The sequence below is a fragment of the Ruminococcus sp. RTP21358st1_G6_RTP21358_211008 genome, from assembly GCF_040908885.1.
In the GTDB taxonomy this organism is placed as follows: domain Bacteria; phylum Bacillota; class Clostridia; order Lachnospirales; family Lachnospiraceae; genus Blautia_A; species Blautia_A faecis.
This window is the reverse complement of record NZ_JBDGDM010000005.1, coordinates 1-12538: the sequence shown is the minus strand read 5'-3', so window position 1 is coordinate 12538 and position 12538 is coordinate 1. Positions and strand designations below refer to the sequence as shown.

The 12538-nt window shown below is 44.9% G+C and carries 11 protein-coding genes; all 11 read left to right on the top strand.

Going from position 1 to position 12538, the window contains the following annotated elements:
• Window positions 1-57 precede the first annotated feature (57 nt).
• Window positions 58-1266: an AAA family ATPase gene (locus AB5Z12_RS02920; protein WP_368368544.1), complete on the top strand. Its 1209-nt coding sequence runs from the start codon at window positions 58-60 to the stop codon at window positions 1264-1266.
• The gene (locus AB5Z12_RS02915; protein WP_118583712.1) at window positions 1263-2174 is read left to right on the top strand and encodes a LysR family transcriptional regulator; all 912 of its coding nucleotides are present in this window, start codon (window positions 1263-1265) and stop codon (window positions 2172-2174) included. Before AB5Z12_RS02920 ends, AB5Z12_RS02915 begins: the two co-directional genes overlap by 4 nt.
• A 454-nt stretch (window positions 2175-2628) precedes the next feature.
• On the top strand, window positions 2629-3648 hold the full coding sequence (locus AB5Z12_RS02910; protein ID WP_173719240.1) for a methionine ABC transporter ATP-binding protein: 1020 nt from the start codon (window positions 2629-2631) through the stop codon (window positions 3646-3648).
• A gap of 2 nt (window positions 3649-3650) precedes the next feature.
• The gene (locus AB5Z12_RS02905) at window positions 3651-4310 is read left to right on the top strand and encodes a methionine ABC transporter permease (protein WP_117849363.1); all 660 of its coding nucleotides are present in this window, start codon (window positions 3651-3653) and stop codon (window positions 4308-4310) included.
• A 150-nt stretch (window positions 4311-4460) separates the two neighbouring features.
• A complete protein-coding gene (locus AB5Z12_RS02900; RefSeq protein ID WP_173719241.1) occupies window positions 4461-5366 on the top strand; it encodes a MetQ/NlpA family ABC transporter substrate-binding protein in 906 nt (301 codons plus the stop codon).
• A 236-nt stretch (window positions 5367-5602) separates the two neighbouring features.
• Window positions 5603-6004, top strand: a complete 402-nt coding sequence (locus AB5Z12_RS02895) for a hypothetical protein (protein ID WP_368356873.1) — start codon at window positions 5603-5605, stop codon at window positions 6002-6004.
• A gap of 217 nt (window positions 6005-6221) precedes the next feature.
• A complete protein-coding gene (locus tag AB5Z12_RS02890; protein WP_148461577.1) occupies window positions 6222-7574 on the top strand; it encodes an SLC13 family permease in 1353 nt (450 codons plus the stop codon).
• A 168-nt stretch (window positions 7575-7742) separates the two neighbouring features.
• Complete coding sequence (locus AB5Z12_RS02885) at window positions 7743-8351, top strand: AAA family ATPase (RefSeq protein WP_148461578.1); 609 nt, start codon at window positions 7743-7745, stop codon at window positions 8349-8351.
• Window positions 8352-8513: 162 nt separating this feature from the next.
• Window positions 8514-8906 carry a DUF6483 family protein gene (locus AB5Z12_RS02880; protein WP_148461579.1) on the top strand — a complete coding sequence of 131 codons (393 nt, stop codon included), beginning with the start codon at window positions 8514-8516 and terminating at the stop codon, window positions 8904-8906.
• A gap of 183 nt (window positions 8907-9089) precedes the next feature.
• Complete coding sequence (locus AB5Z12_RS02875; protein WP_368356872.1) at window positions 9090-11642, top strand: transglutaminase domain-containing protein; 2553 nt, start codon at window positions 9090-9092, stop codon at window positions 11640-11642.
• Window positions 11639-12439: a TraX family protein gene (locus AB5Z12_RS02870; RefSeq protein WP_195379919.1), complete on the top strand. Its 801-nt coding sequence runs from the start codon at window positions 11639-11641 to the stop codon at window positions 12437-12439. Before AB5Z12_RS02875 ends, AB5Z12_RS02870 begins: the two co-directional genes overlap by 4 nt.
• Window positions 12440-12538: the final 99 nt, after the last annotated feature.

Below are 12538 nucleotides of genomic sequence, written 5' to 3'. Positions count from 1 at the left end.
CCTCAGTGGAATAAATCGCAGTGCTGTGTTAATATAGAAGAAAATTGTTATTGTTCATTGGTAACGCAAAATCGCAGAAAGGACGGCTGGCTTATGGGAATCTACCTGAATCCGGGGAATAATAAATTCAAAAGAGCGGTGAATTCGGATATTTACGTGGATAAAACAGGATTAATAAAATATACAAATAGTATTGTCGATACGCTGCAGTCCTGTGTATGTGTCAGCAGACCAAGGCGTTTTGGAAAGTCTATGGCAGCAGATATGCTTACGGCTTATTACAGTAAGGGCTGTGATTCCAGAGAACTCTTTTCCAGTTTGGAAATTGCCAAGGATGAAAACTTTGAGGAACATTTGAATAAATACGATACCATTTTTCTGAATATGCAGGAATTTTTGAGCAGAAGTTCAAATGTGAAGGAATTGTTGGAGAGAGTAGAAGGCAAAGTAATCCGCGAATTGAAGAAACAGTACCCTGATGTGGAATTATATGACGAAAATGATCTGGCGGAAACTATGCAGGATATTTTTGCAGAAAGTGAGTGCCCTTTTATAGTTATCATTGACGAGTGGGATTGTATTTTCCGGGAGTTCAAACATGATAAGGCTGCGCAGGAGATTTACCTTGATTTTCTGCGTGATCTGCTTAAGGATAAAGAATACATTTATCTTGCCTATATGACGGGAATTTTGCCAATAAAGAAATACGGAACCCACAGTGCACTGAATATGTTCGATGAATTTTCCATGATTGATCCAGGCCCATTGGCTGAATATGTAGGTTTTACAGAAAAAGAAGTAGAAGCACTTTGCCAGAAGTATCAGATGGATATTAATGAGATCAAAAACTGGTATGATGGTTATTCTTTTGAAGAAGTGGAATCTGTATACAGCCCGAAGTCGGTTGTGAGCTGCATGCGCCTAGGAAAACTGGGAAATTATTGGAATCAGACAGAGACTTTTGAGGCATTGCAGATTTATATTGATATGAATTTTGAAGGACTCCGGGATGATGTTCTGAGAATGATTGCAGGAGAAGCAGTACCAGTAAATACAGGAATTTTTACCAACGATATGATAACTTTCAGAATTAAAGATGATGTGTTGACATTGTTGATTCATTTGGGGTATCTGGGGTATCATTATGCAGAAAAGACTGTTTTCATTCCAAATAATGATATTCGCTTAAAATTTATCTGTGCATTTTTAGATATATATGTAAAAGCTAGTTTGAAAATACAATACAGAAAAGAGGAATCCATATGACTCTGGCACAACTTCGTTACGCGATTACGGTGGCAAATTCCAATTCCATGAATGAAGCTGCCCGGAATCTTTTTATATCACAGCCCAGTTTATCCTCAGCAATCCGTGAACTGGAGGAGGAAATCGGAGTAGAGCTTTTTCGCAGGACCAACCGTGGAATTTCCGTCACCCCAGAGGGAGAGGAATTCCTGGGCTACGCCCGCCAGGTGGTAGAGCAATACGAACTGATCGAATCCAAATACGTTTCCAAAGAACATACCAAGAAGAAATTCAGTGTTTCCATGCAGCACTACACCTTCGCAGTAAATGCCTTCGTGGAAATGGTGAAGCAGTTCGGAATGGACGAATACGAATTCGCTGTCCACGAAACCCGCACCTACGACATCATCACCGACGTAAAAGATTTCAAAAGCGAGATCGGCATCCTTTACCTGAACGACTTCAACCACAAAGTCCTGGAGAAACTTTTCCATGAGTTCAATCTGGAATTCCACCCAATCCTGGAATGCAGCATCTATGTCTACATGTGGAAAGGCCATCCCCTTGCTGACCGCGACCTGATCACCCTGGAAGACCTCCGCGAATACCCTTGCCTCTCCTTCGAGCAAGGCACCTACAACTCCTTCTACTTCGCCGAAGAAGTCCTGAGCACCTACGAATACAAACGCCTCATCAAAGCCAATGACCGAGCCACTCTCCTGAACCTGATGGTGGGTCTCAACGGCTACACTCTCTGCTCCGGAATCATCTGCGAAGAACTAAACGGCTCCGACTACTGCGCCGTGAAGCTAGACTCCGACGAGGTCATGACCATCGGCTACCTTGCAAGAAAAGGAACCACGATTAGCAAGTTAGGACAGAAGTACCTGGAAGAAATTGCCAAATACAAAGACAAAGCATTACGATAATCCACACACTTACATAAACTTCCATTTGGAACTAAAGCTGAACCTACCCCCCCACTACACCCACCCCCCCACTTTCAGTTTGGGCGGAAACAGCGCAGCGCCTTCCCGCCCAAACGTCCGCTTCGCTCAACTGTTCACCAACCAGTACACAGCCAGTGGGGGAGGGATAAATCTAAGCGAGCCATTTAAGGAGCGCCCTTAGTGGCGGTGAGATCCATGACTTACGGAGACTTATGCGAGAGGGCTCTCCCGAGCGCATTAGTCGCAGTTAGTCATTAGCTCACCAGAACGTTGCGACGGCGAGCGTGATTTATCCCTCCCCCGCTGGCGTCCACTTTAGCTATAGCCTTACCCTATAACTAGCCCAAACTTTTAAGAATTAACACTTTTACTCCAATTGTGTTATAGTAACCATATCGACGATGAAACACCACTTAAAGGAAAGAGGAAAGACATGTCTTCAATATTAATCCAAGATGTGAGCAAAACCTTCGAAACCAAAGACGGTTCCGTACAAGCCCTGAAACACGTAAGCCTCTCCATTGAAACCGGAGACATCTACGGAATCATCGGAATGTCCGGTGCAGGAAAAAGTACCCTGGTACGATGTATGAACTTTCTGGAAGTACCATCCGAAGGAAAAGTATTAATAGACGGAAAATCCCTCAGCGAATTTTCCCCAAAAGAACTCCGCAAAGAGCGAGAGAAAATAGGAATGATTTTCCAGCATTTTAACCTGCTCATGCAGAAAAACGTACTGGAAAACGTCTGCTTCCCACTGTACATCCAGGGGAAGAAAAAAGCCGAAGCAAGAGCAAAAGCCCTGGAGCTTCTGGAAATCGTAGGACTGGCAGACAGAGCGAAAGCATATCCCGCACAGCTCTCCGGTGGACAGAAACAAAGAGTGGCAATCGCCAGAGCCCTGGCCTCCGATCCACAGATACTGCTCTGTGACGAAGCCACAAGCGCTCTGGATCCCCAGACCACATCCTCCATACTTGAACTTTTGCAGGACATCAATCAGAAATTCGGAATCACCATTGTGATCATTACCCACCAGATGTCAGTTGTCCGTGAGATTTGTACTCATGTGGCAATTATGAAAGACGGTGAAGTAAAAGAACAAGGCCTTGTAGAAGAAATCTTCAGCCACCCAAAATCACAGGTTGCCAAAGAACTGATCAGCAAGGACTCTGGAAACGACGTAGAAAGCAAAAAGCTTACCCAGTCCGAAATCCAGGACGGCGAAATCGTTCGAATCGTATTCTCTGAGAACTCCGCATTCGAACCAGTAATCGCAAACCTTATATTAACCTTCCACGAACCTGTAAACATTCTGAAGGCAAACACCAAAAACGTAGGCGGTGTAGCCAAAGGAGAAATGATCCTCCAGTTCATGAGTGACAGTACCAATGTACCGGAGATGAAGAAATTCCTTACAGAACGTGGACTTGAGATAGGGGAGGCGAACTGATTATGTGGACGAAACAAGTAACCGATATGATAATCGCAGGTGTAGGGGAAACATTATATATGACCCTGTTTTCCACCTTCTTCGGATATGTATTTGGAATGCCCCTTGGAATCCTGCTGAAAGTATCCGACAAAGAGGGTCTGCGGCCAAACGCAGTACTATATAAGATCCTAGATGTGATCGCAAATATTTTCCGAAGCATCCCATTCCTGATCCTGTTGATCCTGCTCATTCCATTCACCAGATTTCTGGTAGGAAAAAGCTATGGAACCACAGCCACTATCGTACCCCTTACCATTGCGGCAATCCCTTTTATCGGACGAATGGTAGAGTCTTCCTTAAATGAGGTAGACCCGGGAGTTATCGAGGCTGCAAGATCCATGGGAGCAAGCAACCTTCAGATCGTATTTAGGGTAATGCTGGTAGAAGCAAGAACATCCCTGATCTCAGGAGCTACCATTGTAACAGGAACTATCCTTGGTTACTCCGCAATGGCAGGAACCGTAGGAGGAGGCGGACTTGGAGACATTGCAGTCCGTTACGGATACAACCGCTGGCAGACGGACATCATGCTGGTGACAGTTATCCTTCTGGTAGTACTGGTACAGATTTTCCAGACAATTGGTATGTTCATAGCCAACAAGCTGGATAAAAGAAAATAAGCCACAGATTATTTTATAAGAAATGGTATCTGTGAGCAGTAACCAAAATCGATAATTGACAGGAGTTTTTAGTAGCCCCTGTTTATTATAAAAAATGATTGTAATGTAGAAACTAAATATATTTTTCAAAAAATAAGGAGGAACTTTATTATGAAAAAATTAATCGCAGCAGCACTCACAGGAGCATTAGTACTTGGAACCGTTGGAACATCCGTTGTTTTCGCAGCAGATGATGACAAAACCATTACAGTAGCAGCATCCGAGACACCACATTCCGAGATCCTTGAAGCAGCAAAACCGATCCTTGAGGAAGAGGGATACGACCTTGAGGTAACGGTATTTGATGATTATGTACAGCCAAACGAAGTTGTAGAGAGCGGCGATTTCGATGCAAACTACTTCCAGCACATTCCATATCTGAACAGCTTCAACGAGGAAAAAGGAACTCACCTTGTAAATGCAGGCGGAATCCACTACGAGCCCTTTGGAATTTATCCTGGAACAAAATCCAGCCTTGATGATATCGCAGATGGCGACACAATCGCAGTACCGAACGATACCACAAACGAGGCAAGAGCACTTCTTCTTCTCCAGGACAACGGAATTATCAAACTGAAAGACGGTGCTGGCCTTGAGGCAACTGTAAACGATATTGAGGAGAACCCATACAACGTAGAAATCGTTGAGCTTGCAGCTGAGCAGGTAGCACGTGTTGCAGAAGAGACTTCTTACATTGTCCTTAACGGAAACTATGCACTTCAGGCTGGTTATTCTGTATCCAAAGATGCACTTGCATATGAGACCTCTGATTCCGAAGCTGCCAAAACATATGTAAACGTAATCGCAGTAAAAGAAGGAAACGAGAACAGCGACAAGATCAAAGCTCTTGTAGATGTATTAAAATCTGACGAGATCAAAGACTTCATCAACGAGAAATATGACGGAGCCGTTATCCCATTCGAGGATAGCGATGACGCAGAGGCTGAGGACACAGAAGCAGCAGATGCAGAAGCTGACACAGCAGACGAGGCAGCTGAGGAGACAGACGCTGAATAATCTGTAAAAATTAAACAGGATTTTATTAAGAGAGTGATTATAAATCGGATTGAAATGCATTGGAAAAGATACATTTCAGTCCGATTTTTGCCTGTAAAAAAAGAAGTGTCCAATATATAGAACAGCACATAATTATGGAAAAGGGTGACCTGCAGCCCTCTGCAAAAACAGTTGAAAAACCTTATAAAATCTGCTATTATAAAAACGAATTTTTGTAGGTATCGAGGTGAGGCCAAGTGAAAAAAAACGAATGTGCGAACCGGCTTGTCTGCCTGTTTTTCAGTGTGGCAGTTGCGGTTTTGTGTGTGCTTTTTGCAGGCATGGAAGCGAAGAGCATTATGCATGTTTACGATCTGAAACCGGCCTCAGCTTCTTTGATTTCACCAGAGCTTTCCAGAAGCACCCAGACAAGTGCAGAAGAATTGACAGGACTTCGGCAGGTGTCTGTAAGGCTGGAGGCGGACCAGCGCCTTCGCCACAGGTCAGGCGTGGAAATTGTGGTGCTCATCATGCTGGCAGTTCTGCTGGCGAATACCGTATTTTATAAAGCAAAGAAACATCTGCTGACCAGAAATGATGCTGACGGCAGACGGTTTATCATCTGTTACATCCATCATCAGGACGGACAGAAGCACTGAAGATCATATACCATTGTTTCATATTGCTGATTGCTGCAATTGTTTTCATTATGAGTAAAGCATTGCAGTGGAGAGCAATTATTTTCCATGTAAACAAACGTATATGATTGGAGGTATGGCACTATATGTTACTTAATATTTTTATAGGAGTAATGATTGTTGCAGCCATTGCTGTCGGTATCTGGATGGCATGGTTTGACAGTCATGGAGGAAAGAAATGATAGCACAGATTTTTGCAGTAGTAATTTTCCTGGCGATGTTCATTCTGATCATCACAGAAGTATGGGAAAGACATATTGTTACGCTGGGATGTGCGCTCCTTACATTGATTCTTGTATTTGGAATCTGTATGCACAGCCCCTCAGCAATTATTGAAACACTGAACATACATAGTATTTTTTCACCGGGATTCTGGCACACAGCAGGTGAAGCAAGCGAAGCTTCTGCTGGAATCAACTGGGAAACTATCGTGTTCATCGCTGGTATGATGATCATGGTAGAAGGCATGGCAAACTCCGGATTTTTCCGCTGGTTATGCATGAAGATCGCGAAATTGGTTAAATACCAGATCATCCCGATCTTTATCACATTTATGCTCCTGTCCTTTGTACTTGCTATGTTTATCGATAGTATCACCGTAATCCTGTTCCTTGCAGCGGTTACCGTAGAATTGTCACAGCTGCTGAAATTTAATCCGGTACCAATGATCCTTGCAGAGATTTTCTGCGCCAACCTTGGTGGATCCGCAACCATGTGCGGAGATCCGCCGAACATTATCATTGGAACATCACTTGGATTTTCCTTTGCAGATTTCGTGACAAACACAGGTCTTATCGCGGTGATCGCACTGGTACTGGTTGTAATCTATTTTTACTTTATTTTCCGCAAAGAGCTTACCGAAAATGCGGGAAAAATTGATCCGTCTACGTTACCGGATCCGGAAGAAGCGATTGTAAGCAAGAAGGGCTTCACCATCAGCTGTGTGATCTTCCTCTGCGCTGTTGTCCTTCTGGTAACACATTCCCAGACAGGGCTTACCGTATCCTGTATCGGTGTATTTATCGCAGCAGTGACACTGATCACTTCCGGAAAAGATGCTTTGGACCTTCTGAAAAAGGTTGATTACAAGACACTGCTGTTCTTCGTAGGACTTTTCGTAGTTGTTGGCGGTCTGGAGCAGACCGGTATCCTTACGATCCTGGCTGGATTTATTGGAAAAGTCAGCGGCGGAAACCTGATGGTAATGATCGCCATCATTATCTGGGTATCTGCTATCGCAAGTGCATTTATTGATAACATTCCGTTTGCAGCTACCATGATCCCGGTTATTGACAGTCTAGCAGCCGCACAGGGAGTTGATATTTCCATTCTGGCATGGGCTCTTGCAATGGGTACTGACATCGGCGGAAGTGCAACCCCGATCGGAGCTTCTGCAAACGTAGTCGGTATCGCAACAGCAGCCAAGAGCGGTCACATGATCAAATGGGGAAAATACTGCAAGGCAATGGCACCTGCCACGATCCTGGTTGTCCTCGTTTCCATGCTGATGATTTATGCTAGATATTTATAATGCCATAAGGGGGAAGTGTAGAACTGTCAATTATCAGAGAAAAAGCAGTGCCAAAGATCTGGCATGCCATGAATAACTGACAGTTGGTCTTGCCCGCTTTTAACGGCATTTTATCCGGAAAAATCCGTGAAACAAGAGCGGATTTCTCTGGTTAGAAGGGAGGATACCATGAAAACACAAAAACAGGTGATCATTTCCATCGGACGAGAGTTCGGAAGCGCAGGCCATGAAATTGCAGAGCGAATCGCCAAGCGCTATGGACTTTCTTTATACGATCACAATCTTTTACGCGAGGTGGCAGACAGCCATAACGTAAATCCAGAAGAGCTGGAAATCTTTGACGAGATGAAGCACAACAAATTTCTTTACCGCACAGTGAAAGGAATGAGCAGTTCTCCGGCAGACAACGTTGCTATGATGCAGTTCAATTTTCTTCGGGAAAAGGCTGAAAAAGGAGAATCCTTTGTAGTTGTAGGACGTTGCTCTGAGACAATCCTGAAGGATTATGAGGGCCTGATTTCCATCTTCATTATTGGAGACATGGATCAGAAAATTGCCCGTGTAGCCCGTCTTTATGGAAAAACCGATAAAGAAGCTGAGCGCTTTATCAAAGAGAAAGACAGAAAGAGAAAGAAATACCACGACAGTCATTGCAATTCCAAATGGTCAGATTCCCATACCTATGATCTGAGTCTGAACAGCAGCACTCTTGGCGTGGAGGGAAGCGTTGAATTTCTTTCATCTTATATTGACAAAAGGATATCAAAAATGAAATAATAAGCTTAATGACAAAGGTTCTGCCAGGACGCATACAAGTGTCAGGGCGGAACCTTTGTGGTTTTTGTGGCCGCAGTCAGTAAGAGTAGTCAGAAATAGTTCTGATGTTGGGAAGGTGCTACCCTAAAGCCACGAACTCTCATTTATCCAGGAGGAAAATTTATGTTCACTGATGACGAAAAAGACTACATTATGCGTATGATCAAAGAGATTGCCCGTGTCCTTGCCAGCGTCATGCTTGGGAAAAAATATGTTCAGGTGGAATTGCCGGTAGAATCCAAATATCAGATTTCCGGAGACAAGCTTCACCATATGAAAACCATGGTGGACAGAGGCGAGATCAACGAGGCAGAGAACGAACTTCTTGACCGGATCGATTACGCTGACAAAGAAGCTCTGGCAGAAGCTATGTTTTTCTACGAATATGCTGCATCCAAAGGGGATGAATTTCTGGAAGCGCACAACTATTCCCTGGAGGAAATAAGGGATGGGATCCAGCAGCTGGCAGAAGATGCTGGATATGGAAATATTATAAATATGCTTGATATAAAATAGAATCTCTTGTGATATATGAAATACTGCGATTTTATTAAGTCTGCGCCCAAAAGTATTTTTGCCAAGTGGGAGCGCCATAGGCGTGGAACAGCTGACTTTCCTATATGGAGATGTCGCCGACAGGCGGCATGTCCGTTTAGAGTGAAATTGTGATCACGCTTAAAATGATGAGGAGATTATAAGATGTTTCTTGAAAAAAACAGAGACCGGATAGAAAAAGACTTTGAAGATTTTTCCAGGGAACTGCCAGGAAAAGCGGAAGAGATAAAGAAGAGAATGGAAGCACTAAGTCCTGATATTGTGATCGGAATGAAATATCTGTACAGCAATATGCCCTACAGCGATGTGGGAAACTATACCTTTGACACTTATCTGGATTATGTGCAGCAGGGAATCTATCTCTGGGAAAATTCCCCTTATGTAAAGAATTATCCAGAGCTTTATTTCCTAAATTACGTGCTTTTTCATCGGACAAATGATGAAGAAATCAAACCATGCCGTACCTATTTCTGGAAAAAAATAAAGGATAAGGTCCAGGGGAAGGCCATGGTGGAAGCTGCACTGGAAATCAATCACTGGTGTGCGGGAGAAGTGATGTACCAGGGAACGGACATGCGTACCGGCTCCGCACTGGAAATTTACAGAAGCGGTGTAGGCCGCTGTGGTGAGGAAGCCGTCTTTGTGGTAAATGTAATGCGAAGTGCCGGAATCCCTGCAAGACCAGTGTATGTGCCGAGATGGTCCCACTGTGATGACAACCACGCCTGGGTAGAGGTCTGGTGCGATGGCGACTGGCATTATCTGGGAGCTTGCGAGCCAGAAGCTGTTCTGGACAAGGGCTGGTTTACCAATGCAGCATCCAGGGCCATGATGATCGGCTCCAGATGGTATGACCGCGCTATGCCAGACGAAAAAGTGATCGGAAAAGACGGAATGAACCGGATCATCAATCTTCTTGGTAAATATGCCAAAACCAGGTGGATCACTATTACAGTGGAAGATCTGGATGGAACTCCGGCTGCTGGGGCAAAAGTACGGGCTGAGGTAATGAACTATGGGGAATTTTCCCCGATTGCAATAATGGAAGCAGACAAAAATGGCTGTATTTCCTTTGAAACCGGTTTTGGAAGCCTGCTGATCTGTGCTGTTTATGATGGTGCTTACGGGGAAAAGGTAATCGACACAAGAGAGGACGACCATTTTACCTGTACTCTTGGTGAGGAATATGAGGATGAGCTTTGGGTGGATTTTGACATGAATGCACCGGAGGATACCGGCAGAATAAGATGGAATATTACCCAAGAACAGGAAGAAGAGAATAATCACCGGATTGCCGCTGAGGCAGAACACTGCCGCCGTAAGATTGAGAAATTCCAGCCGCTGTGGAAGCGCTGCCTTTTTGGACATACCATGAAGGAAGTGGAGCCTATGATGGCTGTTTTGTCTGAGAAAGACAGAAGGGATGCTTTTCCAGAAGTGCTGGAGGGCCATTATCAGGAGGCCTCGGTTTATCGCGAATTTAATCCAGATGAGATTTACATTCCATATGTATGGAATCCCCGCGTGGAAAATGAGGTCCTTACCAGGTGGAGGAAGAAGATCCTGGGCTATTTTGACAAGGGGCAGAGGGATGCTTTTGAAGCGGATCCCAAGAGCATCTGGACCTGGATCGAAGAGAACATTTCAGTCCGCAATGACAAAGAGCGCCTGACTGCATACACCACTCCTGGTGCAGCACTGGAGCTTGGAATTGCCGGAGAGAAATCCCACAAGGTGCTTTTCGTGGCAATCGCCAGAACCCTGGGAATCCCGGCACGTCTGAATCCTGCTGATGGAGCTATTGAATATTGGGATGGAATGAGGTTTGTAGCAGTATTGGAAGAGAGCCGGAAGGAATCCCATCTTACAGTCTTCGCCGGGGAAAAAGGGGACTGGAATTATTTCCAGAACTGGACCATTGCGGTGACAGACGGAAGAGGATACCTTACCCTGGATTTCAGCGACCGCAAGTGGGAAGCTGGAAAACTGGAATTGGATATCATGCCGGGAGATTACCGGATTCTGACTGGAAACCGTCTGCCAAACGGAAACATTCTGGGAAAAAGATACGATTTTCATATTGAAAAAGATGAGACGAAGCGGGTAGAACTGGAGCTTCGAGAGTATAGTCTGAAGGAAATGTTCAACCGTCATTCCATTCCGGATTCCAAGCTGACCGATCGGGCTGGAAATCAGGTGCTGGTGTCTGAATTGACGGGAAGAAGGCGCTGCGAACTGTCTGATGCAGAGCACATAGATGTTCCTTGCAAGGCAGACGAAGGGCTGGATGCGGCTGTAGCCTTTGGAGACGCTGCCAAACGGGAGAATAGTCTGGTTGCGCGCAATATTCTCTTCTGGTTAGAAGAGGGCCGCGAGCCTACCGAGCACATCCTCAATGAAATGATGGATTTGAAAGAAAAATATGAAAAAATCCAAAAGCAGGTTATATTTATCCTTCGCAGTAAAGATTCTTTAAAGAATGCTACTATGGTGAAATGTCTGGAACTGTTCCCTGAAATTCAGGTGTACTTCCACGATTTCGGCAAGGACAAGGAAATGACCGCCCGCCGCATGTACGTAGATTCCGGGAAGCTGCCGCTTATGGTCATTACCGAAGGCCCTTGCCAGGGCATTTTTGCAGCAGCTGGATACTCTGTGGGTATGGCGGATATGCTGATGAGGATTTTTGAGGCATGAACCGGGACCAGATTAAATATGCAGCCATGTTTACCATGCTATTAAACCATATTGCAAACATTTTCCTGGAACCAGGTACCTTCCTTTTTGAGGTGATGGTGGACGTGGGTTATTTTACCGCTATCACCATGTGCTACTTTCTGGTAGAAGGCTACGGCTACACCCGCTCCAAAGAGAAATACGGCAAACGGCTTCTGCTGTTTGCCCTGATCTCCGAAATTCCCTTCTGTCTTGCATTTACAGAAGAAGGAACCATCAGTTTCGTAAACATGAACATGCTATTCACCCTTTTTCTATGCTTTTTGATTCTTTATGCAATGGAAAAGATCCCTTCAGGAACCCGGCGGATACTCTGCATCTTGGGCCTGGTATTTGCCTCCGCCTACAGTGACTGGGCCCTTCTTGCCCCCATCTTCACCTACTGGTTCGCAAGCGGTGGCCTCCGGGATGCACAGGGGAAAATGCTGCCAGCCGGCGGCCGGAATGCTGATCAGAAAAGCCATCTGGCTGGCGGCCAGAATCCTGAACGAAAAAAACTTTTATGGAAGGTTTTCGGAAAGGCAATGCTGTTCTTTGGTCTGTTAAACCTTGTAGAAAACATGGAGCAGACCACTCCTGCCAGGGCTGTTATCCAGTCCCTCGGCGCCACCGCCGGAATTCTGCTCTCAGCACTTTGCATCATCTATCTCTACAACGGAAAGCGCTCCGAAAAACATCGAACCTTTTCTAAGTGGTTCTTCTACATTTTTTATCCGGCACATTTGCTAATATTAGGTATATTGAGAATTGCTATTTAGTTGATTAAAAGTTCTTTAATGCGGACGCATTTGGACAATGTGTATTACTCACTCGCCGGCGCAACGCTCCAGCGAACTAATCGCTAACTGCGACTAATG

Coding starts and splice junctions, on each gene's coding strand:
- AB5Z12_RS02915 (WP_118583712.1), top strand. CDS start 1,263: ATGACTCTGGCACAACTTCGTTACGCGATTACGGTGGCAAATTCCAAT.
- AB5Z12_RS02910 (WP_173719240.1), top strand. CDS start 2,629: ATGTCTTCAATATTAATCCAAGATGTGAGCAAAACCTTCGAAACCAAA.
- AB5Z12_RS02905 (WP_117849363.1), top strand. CDS start 3,651: ATGTGGACGAAACAAGTAACCGATATGATAATCGCAGGTGTAGGGGAA.
- AB5Z12_RS02900 (WP_173719241.1), top strand. CDS start 4,461: ATGAAAAAATTAATCGCAGCAGCACTCACAGGAGCATTAGTACTTGGA.
- AB5Z12_RS02890 (WP_148461577.1), top strand. CDS start 6,222: ATGATAGCACAGATTTTTGCAGTAGTAATTTTCCTGGCGATGTTCATT.
- AB5Z12_RS02885 (WP_148461578.1), top strand. CDS start 7,743: ATGAAAACACAAAAACAGGTGATCATTTCCATCGGACGAGAGTTCGGA.
- AB5Z12_RS02880 (WP_148461579.1), top strand. CDS start 8,514: ATGTTCACTGATGACGAAAAAGACTACATTATGCGTATGATCAAAGAG.
- AB5Z12_RS02875 (WP_368356872.1), top strand. CDS start 9,090: ATGTTTCTTGAAAAAAACAGAGACCGGATAGAAAAAGACTTTGAAGAT.
- AB5Z12_RS02870 (WP_195379919.1), top strand. CDS start 11,639: ATGAACCGGGACCAGATTAAATATGCAGCCATGTTTACCATGCTATTA.